This is a genomic window from Shewanella sp. SP1S2-4 (genome assembly GCF_031932075.1).
In the GTDB taxonomy this organism is placed as follows: domain Bacteria; phylum Pseudomonadota; class Gammaproteobacteria; order Enterobacterales; family Shewanellaceae; genus Shewanella; species Shewanella baltica.
The window spans coordinates 1-19,464 of record NZ_JAUOET010000023.1; the positions used below are offsets into that span (position 1 = coordinate 1).

Here is a 19,464-nt window from a genome sequence, read left to right on the forward strand (position 1 = left end):
CACCTTTAATTTAATTGTGGCTAATAGCGTTTACTAAGAGGCTGTGAGCCATGAGCAAGCACTCTTTTTGGCTGAGCGACAAAAAGTGACTTCAGTTTTCAAATTGATGGCCGATAGAAGTGGAGCATGATCCAAATTTGCATGAATGGAGTGTTAAATGAACATTAATGGAATAAACAGTAACGCAACTGGCTCAGGTTTCACCGCCGTATCAAGCGCATATATCGCAGCGACACCAGCCGCAACAAAAACATCTACGGCGAATAGTGAGTCCACTGACTCACAAGATACCCAAGAGACAGTCTCCATTTCTAATGCGGGCCGCGCGGCTTTATCCGCAGATGTGGGCGCAACCTTAAGAGACAAAGCCTTAGCCAAAAAGAATGAAGTCGAAAATGCCTCATCAGAAGAGCCTATGACGTTAATTGATCAGCAAATCCAAAAAATAAAAGAACAAATAAAGGCACTTCAAGAGATGTTGGCCAAGCTTGAAAATGATGACTCAGAGGCCGCTGATCAGCAACGTAAAATGATCCAAGAGCAAATCATGCAGTTGAGTAGTCAGATAGCGACATTAACTGAGAAAAAGATGCGTGAAGCCCAAAAGGCATCGGCTTAAATTAAGCGGTGAATATTCTTAACTGGGTTCAGCTATGCTCATGCAGTCTGGTTGGCCCCACTTAGATAGGAAAACTGAACATCAAACGCCAAATATTCAAGCCATCGCCACGCCGGTAGCTGAATCCAATACGATCAACACCCAGCAATTCGCCCCCAAGGGGCTTAGAAAACGCGAGGGAAAAACCAGCCTCATAACTGCCTGAAACTATGGTATCTTGCTCTATCTCGCTGATAAATCTGAGCTCATTGAAATACCAATAACCCACAGCAAAGATCCTTGGTTGCACCTGCAGATCCCACCATTGCCAACGCGGCGCTAATCCTAAATCAACGCCAGTTTGTAACACCGCAAATTGATCGGCAAACTTGCCATAGTGCTCACTGTACCCGGCAAAGCGTAATCTCGACACCCACACCGCATCTTGCCCAGCTAGGGTAAAATCATACAAGCTACTGATCCCAGAGGCGATAATGGCAACGTTATCGTTTTTATCGAAGTTAGTACCAAAACCGATATCTAAATACCCTTCCATTCGAGTGTTTTCGCTCGCCTGCCAGTGGTGCTCAAAACCTGGGGTAATGGTCATAGTACCTATCGACGACGGTAACTCGCCTTCGGTGATATCTTTGGCTAAATAATCAAAAAAGCCGAAGGAGATAGGTAAACGTAACCAAGTCTGGCTTCCGCTATCTTTCTTTAAATCAAAACTTAACGGAATACTGACCACGGTCGCATTTTGGTTGGCGGCGCGGTAAACCCCAGTGCCGAGATAACTGCCAAAGGCATAAACAGAATTGGGATTACTGCTCGACTCTATCGGATTGCTGCCATTGGCATTACTGCTAGGCGCGTGACTGATAGAAACAGGATCGACAGTCACGCCAGCATCATTCACTTGAGACGCAGATGTAAGTGTCGCAGGTGTAAACGTATTGGCGGAGGATGCACTATTGGCGAAAACGGCAGGAACTATGCTCAGAAATACTAAGCAAGTTGACGACAAACATAATGGCAACCGACTGAAAAAATGGCTCAATTGACTTAAACCTTACTCATTTCTGACTCAATCGGTCGACCCATCATAAATACAAAGCTACTTATTTTCATCCATAAAATGATATTCAGACATCATGTGTCCAAGCTCAGTGGATTTGGTTTTTAAGTAGGCTTCGTTGTAACGATTCTTACCAACTTGCAGCGGTACGCGCTCAACCACTTCGATGCCAAACTCCTTCATCGCTTTCACTTTACGAGGGTTATTGGTCATCAAACGCACATGCTTCACGCCTATCTGTTCCAGCATAGGTTTGATCATGTCGTATTTACGCATATCGGCTTCGAAGCCCAGTTGCTCGTTAGCTTCAACTGTGTTGGCACCTTTATCTTGCAGCTCGTAGGCGCGAATTTTATTCAACAAACCAATGCCACGGCCTTCTTGGCGCAAATAGAGGATAAAGCCACTGCCCGTTTCTGCAATATTTTGCATCGCCGCTTGTAACTGAAAACCACAGTCACAACGCAAGCTAAATAACGCATCGCCAGTTAAACACTCGGAATGAATTCGACCCAACACAGGTTCATCCGCACTGAGCGTACCGAATGTGAGCGCAACATGCTCTTTGCCTGATTCTGTATCTTCAAAACCATGCATGGCAAACACGCCCCAAGGAGTGGGTAACTTTGACGTCGCGACATATTTTATCGACATACTTAACCTTAACGACAACTCTCATTCCATGAGACGAATAAGATCCCTAGAAACAAACGAGGATTAGGCACTTAGCCAACTAAGCGCACTATTCTAAAGTGTTTTTGAACAATCCAGAAATACTTTAGTGTTTTAATCAACTAAACCAAACATGAATGTCTTTTCGATGGGCAGCACGAAGGAATGGATTAAAACGAAGCAGTGCATAAAGTACTAGGCGCACAAACACGTGATCGACACTCGATCTCGTGTCAGTGACAGCCTAACCCACATTAAAATTTTGCGGGCGCGTATCCAGTGACTTCCTTTAGCCCCATTTCACGGCCGATAGCCGTCATAGGGTGGATCACCACAAGACCTTTGACAGACTTTTTCAGTTTGCCCATGTCCGCTTGTTCATCTTTAGTCAAAGCGCGATGGAAAGACAAACCTTTGATATCTGAACCTTGCTTATTCAATAAGCGGGTTTGTTGGCCTTTCACACTGCCAATTTGCTTAGTGACTGCAGCGATTTCGCGCTTGAACTGGGCAATAATGACGTCATCGCCTCTTTGTTCAGCCGCAGCAAGTTTACGACGAAATTTATCTAATTTATCGTTGAGCTGCTGCAGTTCTTGCTTTAAATTCATTCTGTTACCTTAAATTACCTAAGTTAGCCACAGTAAAATCTTAGCCTGATTATGCTAGCGTCTGTGTCAAGGCCTGAGATTATAGCAGCAAGTTACAGATCCTCGTTACCGCTTTTATAACAAACGAATGATCTGATTGCTGCTACCGCGAAATACGAGACTTGGATCGGCAAGACTTTGTTCAAATTTGCCATCCACCAGTACATCAATATAGGCCAACACGGCGCGCTGTTCATCACTCAACTCATCAAGCACATAACCCGTCCACAGCCAAATATCTTTACCTGCACACTCGCTCTTGACTCGTTTGACGAGCGCCAAAATGGCACCGAGATTGACAGGCAATAAAGGATCGCCCCCCGAGAGCGATAAACCACGGCGTAGAATTCGCTTGTCATTGAGATCGGCAATCATCCTATCTTCCATCGTCCTATCAAACACATGCCCAGAACGGGGATCCCAAGTACTTTGATTGTAACAACCACGGCACTGGTGCTCGCAGCCAGAGACAAACAAGGTCGCACGGGTACCAGGGCCATTGACCACATCGATAGGGAAATATTGATGGTAATTCATTGATAGTACTTCATAGTGCATTTCATCTTTTAACATTGGGACTTATCCCATGGCACTATTTGATTTGATGCCACGTGATGCCACGGAATAAGTCTAACAAGCAGAATAAAATAATAGTGTTACAAGTGTTTGATCCTACGTTTTACTTCTTCCTGTTTACCATAATTAAAGGGTCGCGCATCTGGGCTGCCTAAGTAACCGCACACTCGGCGCGTCACTGACACCCGACTTGGCTCATGGTTGCCGCACTTAGGGCAAGTGAACCCTTTACTGGTACAGCTAAATTCGCCAGTAAAGCCACAGTCGTAGCATTCATCAATTGGCGTGTTAGTGCCATAGTAAGGCACGCGGCTATAACTATAATCCCACACGTTTTCCAGCGCTTCGAGGTTATGCTGCATGTTGGGATATTCGCCATAACAAATAAAGCCGCCGTTCGCGATAGCAGGATATGGCTGTTCAAAATCAATTTTATCGTAAGGATTTACACTTTTTTCCACATCAAGGTGGAAACTATTAGTGTAATAGCCCTTGTCTGTCACGCCTGTGACTAGGCCAAATTGCTTCGCATCCAGTTTACAAAAACGGCTGCAAAGGCTCTCGCTTGGCGTGCTATACAGACTAAAGCCATAACCTGTTTCAGCCTTCCACGCATCTGTGGCGGCTTTAAGATAGGCAACAATAGCGACGGCTTTGTCCCTCAATTGTGCATCGTCAAATACATGGGTTTGGGTGCCATAGAGTGCATTCATGGTTTCATGCAGGCCAATGTAACCGAGTGAAATTGACGCCCGGCCATTTTTAAAGATTTGAGAAACATCATCATCAGCGCGCAAACGCACACCACAGGCCCCTTCCATATAGAGGATTGGTGCCACACGGGCTTTAACGCCATTGAGTCGCTCAATGCGAGTATCTAACGCTTTACGGGCTAAGACTAATCTGTCATCTAAAAGATGATAAAATTCCGCTTCATCACCCTTAGCTTCCAAGGCAATCCGCGGCAGATTTAAACTAACGACCCCAAGATTATTACGTCCTTCATGCACGAGCTCGCCATTTTCCTCATAGGTGCCTAAAAAGCTGCGGCAACCCATTGGGGTTTTAAATGAACCTGTGACTTTCTCGACTTGCTCGTAATTGAGAATGTCGGGATACATGCGCATAGTTGCGCATTTGAGTGCCATCTGTTTGACATCGTAATTGCAATCGCCAGCTTTGTGATTAATGCCATCACGAATCGCAAACACTAACTTAGGAAAAACTGCCGTCTTACGATTTTTACCTAATCCCGCCATCCGTACTTTCAGCATAGATTGCTGAATTAAGCGGGATTCCCATGATGTGCCTAACCCAAAGCCAAAGGTAACGAACGGTGTTTGGCCATTGGCGGTATGCAAGGTATTAACCTCATATTCCAAAGACTGAAATGCATCGTGACATTCTTTTTCAGTTTGCGCCGTGGCAAAGGCTTTGGCGTCGGTGATCTGCCAATTCAGGGCGATTTGGTAGTGCTTGTCGTAGCTCTTAGCGACAAATGGCGCTAACACTTCGTCGATGCGATTGATGGTCGTGCCGCCATAAATATGGCTCGCCACTTGGGCAATGATCTGCGCGGTGACGGCTGTCGCCGTTGAGATAGACTTAGGGGTTTCGATTTCGGCATTGCCCATTTTAAAGCCATGGGTCAACATACCAGCCAAATCAATCAGCATGCAGTTAAACATCGGGAAAAAAGGCGAGTAATCTAAGTCGTGGTAGTGGATCTCCCCCGCTTCATGGGCAGCAACCACGTCCTTTGGCAAGATATGACTCTTGGCATAATGTTTGGCGACTATGCCCGCGAGCAAATCCCGCTGAGTTGGGATAACTTTCGAATCTTTATTGGCATTTTCATTGAGTAACGCCGCATTGCTTTGCTCGACTAAACCACGGATTTCGAGGTTTAATTTACTGGTCGCTTCACGGCACACATCTCGGTCGTGACGGTATTCGATATAAACCCGCGCCAAGGACTTATACGGCCCTTCCATCAGTAAATTCTCAACCGCATCCTGTAGATGATGGATATCAACGTCGGTTAAGGTCGCAACGCTTTGACTGATACACGCTGCCACTGTCGCTGCATAGTCGCCATCCTCTATTCCAACTGAGTTTGCAGCGGCATTCACTGCATCCCGTATCCTTGTTTCATCAAAAGGTGTGCGGCAACCATCCCGCTTAATTACGACTGGCATTGTTCAGTTCCTCTCCATCTCGCCTAAAAATTAACACTACATCTAGTGATTTTAAAAACATAAAACACAATATGTAGAGCATTAGGCTACAACGACGGTGAGGCGTCCATGATCCAGATCATAGTTTTTAGGATGAAATAAAAGAACAAACCAGAACTGCAGCTAGGCCCAATTATCTGAAAATTGCGCCTTGACCTGCTGATTAAACCCAGCTAGTTGATGCCTGAAATCAGTGATGATCAAGCTCCATAACTCAAGATTAACGCTTAGCGAGTGCAAGATAACTACTGAGTTGGCCCGATGCCGACTGATGCGAGCCCATAGACGAAGCGAGTTGCATCATAGATTTAAGCCCCTGCCATTGCTGTTTTTGAGCATCCGTTAGCGGTGGCTCGGAATTTAAATAATCCGTTAATTGGCCAAGGACTTTGGTGGCTTTTTGAGCGAGCACCGGCGACTGAGCATCATCCATATTGGTCAAAACGTTTTTCGCATCGACCAAAGTATTGATCAGGGGGTTGTTCGGTGATTTTTTGGCTAATGATTTGAGCTCATCATCTAAGAAATCTTGCAGCGACTGCTTACTCGGCGTGGTTGTGCTCGGAACTGTAATACCGTTTTTTGATAAACGGTCGAGTTGCACGTCAGATAAAATGCCGTCTTTTTGTAAACGTGACACTAATGCGGGAATATCGGCGACACCAAATTTGCCATCGGCAAAAAAATCCTTCGCCATCGACTGAATTTTCTGTGCACGTTGCGCCCGTGGCGACAGCGCTATCTCATCGGCTTTACCCGCGTCGGGTTTAGCGGCATCCGTCTGAGTTTTCTTGGTCTCAGTGGTCGCATCGGTTTTAGCCGTACTCGTCTTTTGGCTATTGGCACCATAGGCATCGGCGATGCTGGTATTGCTGCGATTAAGATTGAAGGCGTTTAAAATAGAATTCATCGTCAAAAATTCGGCGTCTAAGACTCAATGAAAGTTTTAAAGCAAAAACTAAGCCAATCAAGTATTAATCTATGCAGAGCCTGAATTTTCGGGTAGCGAACAGCACCAGTAGCTTTATCTCTAGGACTGTAAATCTTCAATAAGGGCAAGACATTGCCGCCTCAACAAATCGAGTGCCTCGGCATCCATCTGCACTTTATTCAGTAAAGTTTGCTTTAAGGCTAGGGCTTCATGCTTAATCGCCTCTCCCTGAGTCGTCAGAGTGATCAATTTTTTCCGCTCATCTTCAACGCAGGCCAAACGCGTGATCAAGCCTTTTACCTCTAAGCGCTTAACGATAGGCGTTAGCGTCCCCATATCGAGCTTAGTCGCCGCCGATAGCTGGGTTTGACTACAGCCATTTTGACGCCAAAGGGTTTGCATCACCAGATATTGAGGGAAAGTTAACTCGTATGCCTCGAGTAAAGGCCGATAAGCGCGCACTAAGGCATTGCTGGCGGAATATAGCGCGAAGCACACATTGTCAGATAAACACAGTGCATCACTTGGCTCGAGGTTCTGTGCCTCTGTGTTATGTGGGTCTGGGTTTTGACTCTGCTCTGTAAATTCGAGCTCTGGGTGAGATAAACAATTTTGCACGTTCAAGCGCCTGTCATTCAAACATAGCGCTATCTTATCCGATCCGCCCCATCGCATCTAGTTTGCGCGCAAAGTATTTGCATTGTGTCATGAAGCCACGTAAAGTTGACGCAGTTAGTTTGCGCACAAACAAAAGGTTAATTTTTTATGAATAGCACTATTACTGAAACCCGAGAAATCCATTTAGCCAGTCGCCCTGAAGGCATGCCTACGGCAGAGAACTTTGCTTTAGTAAATAAATCCTTATCACCGCTCGCCGATGGCCAAGTGTTGATAAAAAACCTGTGGATGTCGGTCGACCCTTATATGCGCGGCCGCATGGTAGATCGTAAGAGTTATGTTCCGCCCTTCGCCTTGAATCAAGTCTTAGAAGGCGGCGCGATTGGTGAAGTTATCGCGTCTAAAAACAGTGATTTCCCAGTAGGCACTAAAGTCAGCAGTATGTTAGGTTGGCGCGAGCACGCTGTCACCGACACGGCTGGACTGACCGCTCTGCCGCAAACCGAATTAGACAGTTCACATTTCCTCGGCGTGCTGGGTATGCCGGGCATGACAGCGTGGACGGGACTGACTCGCATCGCAGATTTAAAAGCAGGTGAAACCCTGTTTGTTTCTGCCGCATCAGGCGCCGTCGGCAGTGTTGCTTGCCAGATTGGTAAACTGATGGGTGCTCGCGTAATCGCCTCTGTGGGTTCAGATGAAAAAGCGGAATTGCTGCGAAGCTATGGTGTTGATGCCATCATCAATTACAAAACCTGTGGTAATCTCACCCAAGCGCTCACAAAAGCCGCGCCAGAAGGGATTGATGTGTACTTTGAAAACGTCGGTGGTGAGCATTTAGCCGCAGCGCTGAGCAATATGAAAGATCATGGACGTATCGCCGTTTGCGGTATGATTTCGCAGTACAACGACACAGCGTCAACACCCGGTCCAGACAACTTGGCCCTGATAGTGATGCGTAAACTTAAGTTAGAAGGTTTTATCGTATCCGAACATTGGGCGCATTATCCTGAGTTTGCAGTGAAAATGGCTCAATGGTTAGCTGAAGGTAAAGTCAAAGCTGAACAAACCATTTATCAAGGGCTTAAACAAGCACCTGATGCCTTTATCGGTCTGTTTGAAGGTAAGAATCGCGGTAAAATGTTGGTAAAATTGGCATAACTCGCCATCAAAGTGACATAAACGCTCTGTTTAAATAACAAGACTCAGTTTTAGATAGCAAAAAAGTCGGTATAACGCGAGTTGTACCGACTGTTTCTATTTGATAGTCAACTGTTTATCTTTTAACGGATTAGCCCTTCCACATCGCAGCTTCAATCAAGTGGGCCACCTTTTCAACGGCAGCCTCGCCAGCGGCAATCGCCTCATCGGCACGGTGAAACTCCATAGTGCCGATATTGCCGACCTCAGGCACAATACAAATATCTGGCGGATCGCCCATCAAGCGCGCCCGTTTATGTCTTTGCTCTAAAATGCCCATTGATTGCGACATTACAGCAATCATGCCAGGATTCGATTTAGTGCCAAGTGAAAACTTATCGGTCAGATTGCTGACATAATCTCGGCCACGGGCAAACAAATCCATAAATCCAGTTTCTTGTCGCGCAGGCATATCCATTTCAGCTTCAACGTTTTTTTGGCTCGTCATGCTCACCGGCAATACTTGGATGCGACCAGAATGATAACCATATAAATCCACGGCTATCACCACATCAACGCCCATGGCACGGCTGACAGAAACAGGCACTGGATTCACCACAGCACCATCGACAAGCCAGCGGTCACCTTGTCTCACGGGCGCCAAAATCCCCGGCATAGAGCAAGAAGCGCGCACCGCTTGACGTAAATCCCCTTCAGTAAACCAAATCTCCTGCCCGGAGTACAAGTCGGTCGCAACCGCCGCAAAGGGACGATTGAGGTTCTCAATATTCACATCCCCTATTCGAGCTTGCAGCACATCAAATACTTTATCACCGCCGATAAGACCGCCTTTACGCCATCGAATGTCCATCAAGCCAAGCACGTCCCAGCTCGAGAAACTCCGAACCCATTCTTCTAATTCAGGTAAATGGTCATGGGCGTACGCGGCGCCCACTAAAGCGCCCACCGAACATCCCGCAACTTTATCGGGTTTGATCCCCATGGCGGCAAGACCATTCAACACGCCAATGTGCGCCCAACCTTTCGCAGCGCCACTGCCCAAGGCAATACCAACCGAAGGGGTTGTTCCGTTAGCCATAAATCATTCTCCTGTTACTCAATCCACTACACGATAACGTAAAATCCTTTCATATCCACTGTCAATTGGTGAAGCCAAGGCAATTAAGTACTTGTAACATCGATGTAAACAAATGCCGGCAACTAAGTGTAAATGACACACTTTCGCGATAAATCCATGCGTGAAGCAGAGATAATCATCGATGTGGATAGCTGAGTTAGGGCGATTAAGGCTATAATCTGCCCTTACTAAGATTTAGGGGATATACCTTTGCAATTTACCGATTTTTCTCTGGACCAGCGTCTGCTTCAAAGCATAAAACATATGGGGATCACAGAACCCACCGCCATCCAGGAACAAGCACTGCCTATCGCATTGGCAGGTAAAGATTTAATGGCGTCATCAAAAACTGGCTCAGGTAAAACCTTAGCGTTTTTGTTACCCGCATTGCAAAGAGTCATTTCTACCCGCTCACTGTCAAAACGCGATCCTAGAGTATTGATTTTATTACCGACCCGCGAACTAGCACACCAAGTGTATAGTCAACTTCGCCTGCTGGTCGCCAACACCCAATACAAGGCCATCAGCGTTCTGGGCGGTGAAAACTTTAACGACCAAGCGAAAGCCCTAGCGAAAGAACCGCATTTTATTGTCGCGACGCCAGGCCGTATCGCCGATCATCTAGAGCAAAAACATCTATTCCTAAATGGCTTAGAATTACTCGTGCTCGATGAAGCCGACCGCATGTTAGATTTAGGCTTTGCCCCGCAGTTAAAAGCCATCAACGATGCTGCCGATCATAAACGTCGTCAAACGCTGATGTTTTCTGCCACATTAGATCATGACGAAATCAATGATATCGCGGCAACGCTGTTAAAAAATCCAGCGCACGTGGCGATTGGCGCGGCTCACTCTGAGCATAACGACATTCACCAACGCATCTTCTTATGTGACCACTTAGACCATAAAGAAGCGTTATTAGCCCGTTTGCTCAAAGATGAAACCCATAAGCAAGTGATCATCTTTACCGCGACACGCCCAGATACAGAGCGCTTAGCCGCTAAATTAACTGCGCAAGGTTTTGCAACCGCAGCACTCAGCGGTGATTTAAAGCAAGCCGCACGCAACCAAATCATGGACCAATTTGCCCGTGGCCAACAACAAGTCCTAGTGACGACCGATGTCGCCTCTCGTGGTCTGGATTTGCTCAATGTGTCCTTAGTTGTTAACTTCGACATGCCTAAATTTGCCGAGGAATACGTGCATCGTATCGGTCGTACTGGCCGTGCTGGTGCGAAAGGTGATGCGATATCGCTCGTCGGGCCTAAAGATTGGGATAACTTTAAGAAAGTCCAAGTGTTCCTTAGAAAGACCTTTGAGATCAGTACGATTCCAGGTCTAGAAGCTAAATTTAGTGGTCTAAAAAGCAAAGCCAAACAGACACCAGCAAAACGTGTTGCTAAAGCCGAGCTTGCTAAAGGTAAGAGCAAAAGAACTAAAGCAGCCACACCGGCGCCTTCACGGGATAAGCGTTTTATCACGGGCGTGGACATTGGCGATGCACCAATGCGTAAAAAGCCTGCTGCGGCGAATTTACTGCAAGACAATGATACAGAAGAAGTTTAGAACAAATTAAAGCATACATGCCGGTGGATTTAACATCAGATTTTATTTCTGATACACAACACATTGGCTGATCGAATACTGGGAATTGACGCACTAAGCACATCAGTCTGTCGCCAAGCGAATCAAAGCGCAGGGTAAACACTGATCCTCACGTCATTTCCAGCTACAATAGCGCTATTATCGATATTTTGAAGGTGTAACATGAGAGTTTGTGGTGTTGAATTAAAAGGTGGCGAAGCCATTATCAGTTTATTGAGCTATGAAGGTGAAACCTTCAATGTGCCAGAATGCCGTAAGGTGTCTTTCACCGTTTCCCAATCTGCTACCACAGAAGCTATTCGTGAGTTTCACTTCGCTTTTCATAAGCTTATGCAAGATTATCGCGTTGATGAAGTTGTCATCATTGAACGTGAACAAAAAGGTAAATTGGCGGGCTCAGCCACAAGTTTTAAACTTGAAGCAGCGATTCAATTAGGTGAATTACCTGTCAGCTTACTGTCTCCTGTCACTATCAAAGAGCAAAACAAGCGCAATCCACCGCAGGTTGATTTCGATAGTTTAGATCTTAAAAAAGTGCAGCAGTTAGCTTTCGAAGCCGCTTACGCCCAGCAAAATCGCCGTATTTTCGGCAAAGTTTAAGTAATGCGATGACGGCTCCGAAGTCATTCGGAGCCAAATTCCCTATGAATCCATTAAAATACTTAAACGGTTACAGCCCAGATATTCAACAGCAGGTACAGCAACATCTCGATGCTGGCACATTACCTAAGCTACTGTTGAAACGTCATCCTGTCATACATAGCGTTCGCAGCGATAAAGCGCTGTACGACTACACCCAAGCGATTAAAAACCAATTTTTACGCCAGTCGTCACCACTCTCGAAAGTGATCTTCGATGACAAAATTAACATTAGTCATCATGCACTTGGCTTACATTCCTACGTCGCGCGAATTCAAGGCAATAAAATCAAAGCTAAGAACGAAATTCGCATCTCTTCACGTTTGAAGCGTGTACCGGAACCCTTATTGCGTATGGTCGTTGTACACGAATTAGCCCATTTAAAAGAAAAAGATCACAACAAGGCTTTCTATAATTTGTGTACTCATATGGAGCCGGATTATCACCAGTTTGAATTTGATTTACGCTTATTATTGACCTGTATCGACGCCAACATATCCCCTTATTGCGCAGATAAAGCCGACACCTGACCTTAGTATATTTTTTACCCACAACTTGACTGATAATAGTTTTCATTTAGAATATTGAAGTATCTCACGCTGCAGAATTCATTAACGACAATGACGAAACAGAATATCGATAAACTTTTGAGCAAGTGGTGTAAAAAACAAGCTAAAAAGTTACTCAAAACACAGGCAAGATCTGTTTCAAGTTCAGGAAAAGCGATTCCATCCTTATCTCATCTGAACACCCTGACTGATAAATCTTTGACGAATAAAAAAGCTCAGCGCAAACACCTCACCAAATTACTCACGAAGCACATTTCACAGCAAGAATTTGCCCATAGCGATAAATCCGCACTCAAGAAACAGTTAAAACGGGCAAAGGCTAAGTTTATTGCCGCTAACGATGCGACATTTTCATCGACTATGATTACTCGGCTCACTCCTTTACCCACAGAACACAGCTTTGCATTACGTCCTTTTAAAAAGTCTCCCTGCGGTGGCTGTCCCGCTCTAAAAGGTAAACTGTGTAAGTGTGCATTAAAAGTGATGCAAAGACGCCAAGCAAGCTGATAGACGCTATTTAACGCTAGGTATTTAGTTCTGTTCAGTCCCTAATAAAGCGTGCTAGTTACTTTAAAGGTCATCAGCTGCCAAATTGAGTCTCTTAACAGTCAAAAGAATAACTCGCTATCAGACCCTAACTGAAGCTCACCACATCCGCTCTATTTATCCCCTTCTGTGTATATCGCTATTACTGCGAATCGAATAAATTTAAAGCTTCCTTACAACTTGTAAGAATACTTGTGATAGCAGAAAAATATCTACAACAAGAAGAATGATGGAAACAAAAATGCCGATGAAATTTGCATTTCATCGGCATTGGTAAACTCTTCAAGAAAAGCCAGTACTATTGTTTATTCAAACATGGCAAGACATAGTTCTATTAGCCAAGGTTCATCATAGCTTCACGACTCTTCACCATATTGGTAAATGTGCGTAAATCTTGATTCGCTAACTTGCTAGACATAGGAATATCCGCTTTCAACGGGTCAACAGGTTTACCATTGATATGGAATTCATAATGTAAGTGTGGGCCCGTTGAGCGACCAGTATTTCCTGATAAAGCAATAACTTGGCCTCGTGTTACTCGTTGACCTTTACGCACAAGCGACTTAGATAAATGCAGATAACGGGTACGATACTTACCGCCGTGGTCAATCACAATATACTTACCAGCGAACTGGTGATCAGTCACTAAACTAACAACACCATCACCTGGAGCAATCACTTTAGTGCCGATAGGCACTGAAAAGTCGGTTCCGTTATGGGGTGAAATACGGCCAGTAATTGGATGCTTACGATAAGGGTTAAAACGGGAACTCATGCGCGGTTGTTTAGCTAATGGATAACGCTGGAACGCACGAACTAAACTCTGGCCCTTGGCATCGTAATAACTGCCGTCTGTATATTGAAATGCACTAATTTCAGAACGACCAGTTTTAATACTCACGCCTAAAATTTGGCTACTGCCCGTCGCTTCACCTTCAACATATTGATCATTTACCAAAACAGAGAATTTATCGCCAACACGTAAATCACGCGCGAAATTCAATTTTTCTTTGAGTAAATCTTCAATCCGCTGAATGTCTGCCGCAGCTAAACCCATTTTTTGTGCAGAGACGTAAAATGAACCTTTAATATCGCCAGATATAATACGATTTTGCCAAACACCTTCAACGTTGACTTCTTCAACATTAAAACTGCCATCTTCATAACGCGTAAACACCACTTGGCGAGCGGCGTTAAAATAAAGTTCTAATTTCTGTAATTGGCCTTCGTTATCGAGCCAAAATTGCATTCTGTTACCGGGCAATAAGGTATCGAGTGCCAAAATATTTAAATCAGCTTCTAACACCTTATACATGGTCTGCTGATCAACACCCGCTTTCGAAAATAACCCACTTAAGGTATCACCAGAAACAATAATTCGCTCAAACTGAGGCGCGTTATTAATAAGGGTCGCTTGGTCTTGAACTTCAGGTTCAGAAACTTGAGGGAGAATATTTTCAATATCGAGGACAACTGGGATACGCTGAGCAGTAGGCACAACATGACCATTATTCGGCATTAGCATAGCAGCGCCAATCAACAAACCACCCATTAATAGAATGTTTTTTTGGGTCGATGATAAGTTCTGCAAACGGGTTTGCGATAAGTTGATAAAGTTGGGTTTGCCTGTCTGCAACGCTTTTCACCTTTCGTTAACTTTGCGTTTTATTTTTGAACCAGTCCCTATGAGGGAAGCCCGAATTTTTTCCAACTTATCCCAAAAATCCCATTATGACAAATGCTATTTCGTACTTTTACCTGACTATTAACAAGAAACATGCGTCAGTTGGCATTTTCAACTGACTTTGTGGACATTATCCTAATGTTAAACACGCAGGTGTCACAATAAATAACATATATAAAACAGAATGTTATTTATCGTACACAGGGAGAACGAGCGACTAAGGCAAAACTATCGTCATTTCGCTCCCATGTGAGGTTTTATTGATGTCGATGCGCGTATTTATCTGCTCTTTCATCTCAGAAACGTGCGAGATCACCCCTATCATGCGACCAGAAGACTGCAGATCCATCAAGGTTCGAATCGCCAATTCCAATGAATCCTGGTCTAAACTGCCAAAGCCTTCATCGATAAATAAGGTGTCGAGTTTTATCCCTCCCGCATAAGCTTGCACCACATCGGATAACCCTAACGCCATGGACAAGGCCGCCATAAAACTTTCGCCGCCGCTTAAGGTTGCCACAGGGCGCACTTTTGAGGTGTAGGCATCTTCCACTTCTAACTCGAGCCCAGACGCCTTGTTGCCCTTTGCTCTATCTTCCTTACGCAGCAAGCGATAACGTCCCTTACTCATCAGATGCAGCCTATGGCTCGCTTCGAGTAACACATCGTCGAGCAGTACGCTTAATACAAAACGCTGCAAACTGATCTTATTGCCGGTTTTCCCATTCGCCACATCGGCAAGCGTGCCGATAACCGCATATTCATCATCTAACGCCTTAGCTTTCGTATCTGCAATACTGAGCTGGGTTTGGGTTTGTGTCAGTAGTACTGTTCGAGTGTGAAGTAACTGCCATGCCTGCTCTGCTGCGTATAATGCTTGCTGCGCAGACTCAAGCTCGGCAGCGAGCTTAATGCTATCGGGCGGTACTTTATCCTTAAGCTTAAGCGCTAACTGTTCACTCTGGGCCTTAGTCAAAGCGCTGCGCTGCTGGTAAGCCTCAATCTCGCTGGCTAATACATGCAGTTGATCTTCATCCAGCATGGCCGCAAATAAGGCTAGTTGGTCGGTAAATCCCGCTGCGACTAATTGCTGATTGAGTTGCTGCTGGGCACGCGTTTGCTGGGCTAATGCCGCCTCAGCGGTATTTTCGGCACCATTCAATGCTGCTTTAGCTGCAACAAAGGTTTGCCCCGTTTGTTGCTGAAGCGCCCTCACCTCAGCAATCTGTTGTTTGATCTGGTTTATCTGTTGCTGGTTTTGCGTGATAGCAGCAGTTAATGCCTCAAGCGTTGCAAGCGCAGGTGGGACGCTTTGTTGCATGTGTGCTAACTGCCCCTGCAATAAATCCACTTTAGATTGCAGCGCACTATCGTGTGTTTGTCCTTGCTCCAGCTTTTGTTGCAGATGCGTTTCCTGCGCGTGCAACAAGACAATTTCTTGCTGTAACAGCTGTAAATCTTGATGAGCTTGCTCAGCTTGTCTGAGTGCGAAAGCGTATTGCGACAAGGTATGCGTATGTTCATCTAACGACATATCAACCGCAGTGCCCAATTGGGCCGCGAGTTCTTGCGCTTGTTGCTGCAAGGTTTCTAATTGAGTCTGTAATCCGCGATATTCCGCTCTGGCTTTGCTCAGGACTTCTTGGGCCGTTGTTTCAGCGTCTTGGGCCAATTGCAGCGCTTCATCGCTTGGGAGCGGCTCTTGGCTCTGTGCTGGCTGCGGATGAGTTTGGCTGCCACAGACGGGGCAAGGTTCATCTTGCTGTAATTGCCGCGCTAAAATGGCTGCCTGTCCTTGGTGCCAAGTCATTAATAAGGCTTTATGTGCAAATTGTGCTTGCTGATGCTGGGCATTGAGCTGTTGTCCGTGCGCTTTTGCATTGGCAAGTTTTGCCTGTGTCGACGATACCCTTGCCGCCACTTGTTGCCATTGCTGATAAGTCGACAATAACTGCTGTTGCTGCTGGTGCGCCTGTAGCAATGAGAGGCGAGTGTCGCTGTTGGCCTGCAATGGTGACAAAGCCAATTCCAATTCACGCCGTTTTTGAATGACTGCGGTTAACTCATTTTTACTGTTCTGAAGCTGTGCTTTAGCCCTAACTAACTGCGCTTGCTCTTGCTCTAGGGTTTTATTGAGTCTATCCAGTTCCCTAAGTTGTGGCCCAAGCGCATTCAGTTGTTGTTTGGTTTGTTCCAGTTCCAGTAGCGACGCTTCCAACACAGGCAAATCTTGTGCTTTGAGCTCGGCATCATCAAAGGCTTGCTTGGCCTGATTCAGTGCCGTTTGCGCATTGTTAAAGGCGAGACTGGCGGCTTTTGCTTCCTGCTCACGGGCTAAAAACACCTCAACCATAGGCGCTAAACGCTGCGCTTGTTTGGCTAAGTCCAGCTTTTGGGTTTGTGCAGCGATACTTTCTTGCTGTGCCTCAAGCGCGGCTGCCGTTTGAGTTAAGGTATCCAATTGTGCAAATTCGGCCAGTAGATGCTGGGCGGCATCACTGGCTTTAATCACTAATTGTTGCTGTTGTAATGCCTGTTCCTTGGCACTTTGAGCGAGCACAAGTTCAGACGTGAGCTTAGCTAATTCGCTGCTAAGCTCGTCATCGGATGCTAGGCCAGCACTTTGCAAAATACCATCGCGACGGCTACGTTGATCTTTCACTAAGGCGCTGATATCGGCAGCCTTATTTTTTAAGGTATCTTCAATCCGGCGATAAATATACGTTTGAAATAACTGACTAAATATCAGTTCGCGCGCTTTAGAATCCGCCATTAGTAATTCGCGAAACTTACCCTGAGGCAGTACCATCACTTGGCGAAACTGCTCCACATCGAGCCCAGTTAAGGCTTCAATCTCAGCGGTGGCCTCGGACACTTTGCTAGCGACTAACAAGCTTTCATTGCCATCGGCGTCAATTTTATAGAGCTGTGCTTCAGGCTTTTGCACTGTCGAGCCGTCACCGCTTTTCTTAACTCTGTCTTGCTCAGGCACCCGGCGAATACGATAGCTGTTACTACCGAGCTGAAAACTGAAAGTGACTTCTGTTAGTAGACTATCGTCGGCCATATCGCAGCGCATTTGGCTGCCTTCACGCTCATTACCTGTGGTTTTTCCATAAAGCGCAAAACAAATGCCATCGAGCAAGGTCGTCTTACCCGCACCAGTAGGGCCGTTGATGAGAAATAACGGATTAGTTCCAAGGGCTGTAAAATCAAGAGTTTGAGTCGATGCAAAAGGGCCAAAGGCTGACATGGAAAGGCTAAGGGGTCTCATGCTTGACGCTCCTCATTGTGTAGCTTAGTCAGGAGTTCATCCATCACGGCTTGCTGTGCTTGCGTTAAGGATTCACCAGACACTTGAGAGAAAAAGTCACAGAACATGTCCATCTCACCTTTTTTGATATGGTCCCGGCTCAAGGCGACTTGCGGCTGCCCCGCCATCAAGCCTGTACGCTCTAAATGCAGCACATTCGGGTAGACCGCCCTGAGTTTGCCCATAGCGTCTAAAATGGCATGTTTATCGAGAAGCCTGACCATAAGGTAATCTTCACGCTTGATATCCGTTTTACCTTGGGCGAGTAAGGTGTCTAACTCCCCTTCTAAGATGCGAACATCACGCAGCGAGGTTAACGGCAATAAACGGATATCAATCGGCGTTTGCGCGCCTAGTTCAACTAAGGTCACCGACTTGTGTTGATATTGTTCACTAAAGGAATACTTCAAAATCGAGCCTGAGTAACGCACATGCTCGGCGCCTTTGTATTGCGGTCCGTGCAAATGCCCAAGGGCAACATAATCAAACTCAGTAAAGAGCTTTGGCGATATTTTATCGGCGCCACCAATACTGAGCGGCCGCTCTGATTCTGACTCACTGCCACCATCCAAAAAGCAATGGCTTATCACCACTTTGGGTAAGCCTTGGCTATCGTGCTGGCGCACTTTTTCAAGCAATACATCCATGGCCATTTCGTGGCTCGATACCTCACACTCAAACACTTGCCGCACTGTTGCTGGTTCAGCGTAAGGCAAGGGATAAAAAACCACATCACCACTTGTGCTCGACAAAGTAATAGGCTGAATGTCAGCACTCAAGGGCCCCACAATATATAAGCCACTTGCCGCCATTTGTTTTGCCGCAAACCCTAAGCGCTCGTGACCATCGTGATTACCAGCAATCATAATCACTTGCAGGCCTAAATCTTGTACTAAACGGTTGAGTACATCATCTAACAGCGCAACCGCGTTTGCTGGCGGAATCGATCTGTCATAAATATCCCCCGCCACAATCACAGCGTCCACCCTATGCTCAGCTGCTAAGGCAATAATTTGCTCGAGCACAAAGGCTTGATCATCCAGTAATGACTGATTGTGTAACTGACGACCTATGTGCCAGTCCGAGGTATGGATAAATTTCATAATCGCTCTTTTAAAGAAGTGGTAGCGCTAAACCCGAGTATGTACCAGCACATCAATGCAAAAAGAAGGCACACGAGATAAACACTGCACGCATGTAAATCGGGTTAAATCGTATTAAATAAAAACATCGCGTTTACATGCACAGAGAAAAGTGAGAAGCCTAAAAAGTGCATTAAAATTGACAAGTTATACTATTCAAAAACCTTGAAAGAGTACACCTATTGCAAAGTAGGAGGGATATTTAGATCATCTTTAGAGGATATTCTGAGCGATTTCCACCTCAGCTTCACTTTTAAGCCAAGGAGGGCATCACTCAGATAATATCAATTAACTTAAGCTTACGCGCCAAGATTAACTTATTCACCGC

At 45.7% G+C, this 19,464-nt stretch carries 17 protein-coding genes; 6 read left to right on the plus strand and 11 right to left on the minus strand.

What is annotated here, in order from left to right; genetic code table 11:
* Positions 1–157: 157 nt before the first annotated feature.
* Positions 158–619, plus strand: a complete 462-nt coding sequence (locus tag Q4Q52_RS17265) for a FlxA-like family protein (protein ID WP_311891465.1) — start codon at positions 158–160, stop codon at positions 617–619.
* Positions 620–680: 61 nt separating this feature from the next.
* Here the strand turns inward: Q4Q52_RS17265 and Q4Q52_RS17270 are convergent, their stop codons facing one another.
* The 7 genes from Q4Q52_RS17270 to Q4Q52_RS17300 form a co-directional block, all read right to left on the minus strand.
* Positions 681–1,658 (minus strand): hypothetical protein, encoded by a 978-nt coding sequence (locus Q4Q52_RS17270; protein ID WP_311991190.1) that lies wholly within the window; start codon positions 1,656–1,658, stop codon positions 681–683.
* A gap of 57 nt (positions 1,659–1,715) precedes the next feature.
* Positions 1,716–2,330, minus strand: a complete 615-nt coding sequence (gene ribA, locus Q4Q52_RS17275; protein WP_006087423.1) for a GTP cyclohydrolase II — start codon at positions 2,328–2,330, stop codon at positions 1,716–1,718.
* A 272-nt stretch (positions 2,331–2,602) separates the two neighbouring features.
* On the minus strand, positions 2,603–2,959 hold the full coding sequence (locus Q4Q52_RS17280; RefSeq protein WP_006081182.1) for a YibL family ribosome-associated protein: 357 nt from the start codon (positions 2,957–2,959) through the stop codon (positions 2,603–2,605).
* Positions 2,960–3,073: 114 nt separating this feature from the next.
* On the minus strand, positions 3,074–3,535 hold the full coding sequence (gene nrdG / locus Q4Q52_RS17285; RefSeq protein ID WP_311991215.1) for an anaerobic ribonucleoside-triphosphate reductase-activating protein: 462 nt from the start codon (positions 3,533–3,535) through the stop codon (positions 3,074–3,076).
* Positions 3,536–3,654: 119 nt separating this feature from the next.
* Positions 3,655–5,772, minus strand: a complete 2,118-nt coding sequence (gene nrdD / locus Q4Q52_RS17290; RefSeq protein ID WP_311991191.1) for an anaerobic ribonucleoside-triphosphate reductase — start codon at positions 5,770–5,772, stop codon at positions 3,655–3,657.
* Positions 5,773–6,031: 259 nt separating this feature from the next.
* The gene (locus tag Q4Q52_RS17295; protein ID WP_006081179.1) at positions 6,032–6,721 is read right to left on the minus strand and encodes a hypothetical protein; all 690 of its coding nucleotides are present in this window, start codon (positions 6,719–6,721) and stop codon (positions 6,032–6,034) included.
* Positions 6,722–6,841: 120 nt separating this feature from the next.
* Complete coding sequence (locus Q4Q52_RS17300) at positions 6,842–7,360, minus strand: MarR family transcriptional regulator (RefSeq protein WP_311991192.1); 519 nt, start codon at positions 7,358–7,360, stop codon at positions 6,842–6,844.
* A gap of 147 nt (positions 7,361–7,507) precedes the next feature.
* On the opposite strand from Q4Q52_RS17300, the gene Q4Q52_RS17305 reads away from it, so the two are divergent.
* Positions 7,508–8,521 carry an NADP-dependent oxidoreductase gene (locus Q4Q52_RS17305; protein WP_311991193.1) on the plus strand — a complete coding sequence of 338 codons (1,014 nt, stop codon included), beginning with the start codon at positions 7,508–7,510 and terminating at the stop codon, positions 8,519–8,521.
* Positions 8,522–8,651: 130 nt separating this feature from the next.
* Here Q4Q52_RS17305 and rssA read toward each other — a convergent pair whose 3' ends face one another.
* A complete protein-coding gene (gene rssA / locus Q4Q52_RS17310) occupies positions 8,652–9,599 on the minus strand; it encodes a patatin-like phospholipase RssA (protein WP_107947074.1) in 948 nt (315 codons plus the stop codon).
* A 249-nt stretch (positions 9,600–9,848) separates the two neighbouring features.
* Between rssA and Q4Q52_RS17315 the strand changes: the two genes are divergently transcribed.
* From Q4Q52_RS17315 to Q4Q52_RS17330, 4 genes are all read left to right on the plus strand, one after another.
* Positions 9,849–11,204, plus strand: a complete 1,356-nt coding sequence (locus Q4Q52_RS17315) for a DEAD/DEAH box helicase (RefSeq protein WP_311900211.1) — start codon at positions 9,849–9,851, stop codon at positions 11,202–11,204.
* Between the two features lie 201 nt (positions 11,205–11,405).
* Positions 11,406–11,843, plus strand: coding sequence for a DUF3010 family protein (locus tag Q4Q52_RS17320; protein WP_006081174.1), 438 nt, complete (start codon positions 11,406–11,408; stop codon positions 11,841–11,843).
* A 44-nt stretch (positions 11,844–11,887) separates the two neighbouring features.
* A complete protein-coding gene (locus Q4Q52_RS17325) occupies positions 11,888–12,412 on the plus strand; it encodes a M48 family metallopeptidase (RefSeq protein WP_311991194.1) in 525 nt (174 codons plus the stop codon).
* 90 nt (positions 12,413–12,502) lie between these two features.
* On the plus strand, positions 12,503–12,958 hold the full coding sequence (locus tag Q4Q52_RS17330; protein WP_311991195.1) for a hypothetical protein: 456 nt from the start codon (positions 12,503–12,505) through the stop codon (positions 12,956–12,958).
* A 373-nt stretch (positions 12,959–13,331) separates the two neighbouring features.
* On the opposite strand, the gene Q4Q52_RS17335 is transcribed toward Q4Q52_RS17330, so the two are convergent.
* The 3 genes from Q4Q52_RS17335 to Q4Q52_RS17345 all read right to left on the minus strand — a co-directional run bounded on the left by Q4Q52_RS17335 (position 13,332) and on the right by Q4Q52_RS17345 (position 19,097).
* Positions 13,332–14,633: a peptidoglycan DD-metalloendopeptidase family protein gene (locus Q4Q52_RS17335; protein WP_106650172.1), complete on the minus strand. Its 1,302-nt coding sequence runs from the start codon at positions 14,631–14,633 to the stop codon at positions 13,332–13,334.
* Positions 14,634–14,898: 265 nt separating this feature from the next.
* On the minus strand, positions 14,899–17,955 hold the full coding sequence (locus Q4Q52_RS17340) for an SMC family ATPase (protein ID WP_311991196.1): 3,057 nt from the start codon (positions 17,953–17,955) through the stop codon (positions 14,899–14,901).
* Complete coding sequence (locus Q4Q52_RS17345) at positions 17,952–19,097, minus strand: exonuclease SbcCD subunit D (protein WP_311991197.1); 1,146 nt, start codon at positions 19,095–19,097, stop codon at positions 17,952–17,954. The genes Q4Q52_RS17340 and Q4Q52_RS17345 overlap by 4 nt, the downstream gene beginning before the upstream one ends.
* Positions 19,098–19,464 lie beyond the last annotated feature (367 nt).

Coding starts and splice junctions, on each gene's coding strand:
- Q4Q52_RS17265 (WP_311891465.1), top strand. CDS start 158: ATGAACATTAATGGAATAAACAGTAACGCAACTGGCTCAGGTTTCACC.
- ribA (WP_006087423.1), bottom strand. CDS start 2,330: ATGTCGATAAAATATGTCGCGACGTCAAAGTTACCCACTCCTTGGGGC.
- Q4Q52_RS17280 (WP_006081182.1), bottom strand. CDS start 2,959: ATGAATTTAAAGCAAGAACTGCAGCAGCTCAACGATAAATTAGATAAA.
- nrdG (WP_311991215.1), bottom strand. CDS start 3,535: ATGAATTACCATCAATATTTCCCTATCGATGTGGTCAATGGCCCTGGT.
- nrdD (WP_311991191.1), bottom strand. CDS start 5,772: ATGCCAGTCGTAATTAAGCGGGATGGTTGCCGCACACCTTTTGATGAA.
- Q4Q52_RS17295 (WP_006081179.1), bottom strand. CDS start 6,721: ATGAATTCTATTTTAAACGCCTTCAATCTTAATCGCAGCAATACCAGC.
- Q4Q52_RS17305 (WP_311991193.1), top strand. CDS start 7,508: ATGAATAGCACTATTACTGAAACCCGAGAAATCCATTTAGCCAGTCGC.
- rssA (WP_107947074.1), bottom strand. CDS start 9,599: ATGGCTAACGGAACAACCCCTTCGGTTGGTATTGCCTTGGGCAGTGGC.
- Q4Q52_RS17320 (WP_006081174.1), top strand. CDS start 11,406: ATGAGAGTTTGTGGTGTTGAATTAAAAGGTGGCGAAGCCATTATCAGT.
- Q4Q52_RS17325 (WP_311991194.1), top strand. CDS start 11,888: ATGAATCCATTAAAATACTTAAACGGTTACAGCCCAGATATTCAACAG.
- Q4Q52_RS17330 (WP_311991195.1), top strand. CDS start 12,503: ATGACGAAACAGAATATCGATAAACTTTTGAGCAAGTGGTGTAAAAAA.
- Q4Q52_RS17340 (WP_311991196.1), bottom strand. CDS start 17,955: ATGAGACCCCTTAGCCTTTCCATGTCAGCCTTTGGCCCTTTTGCATCG.
- Q4Q52_RS17345 (WP_311991197.1), bottom strand. CDS start 19,097: ATGAAATTTATCCATACCTCGGACTGGCACATAGGTCGTCAGTTACAC.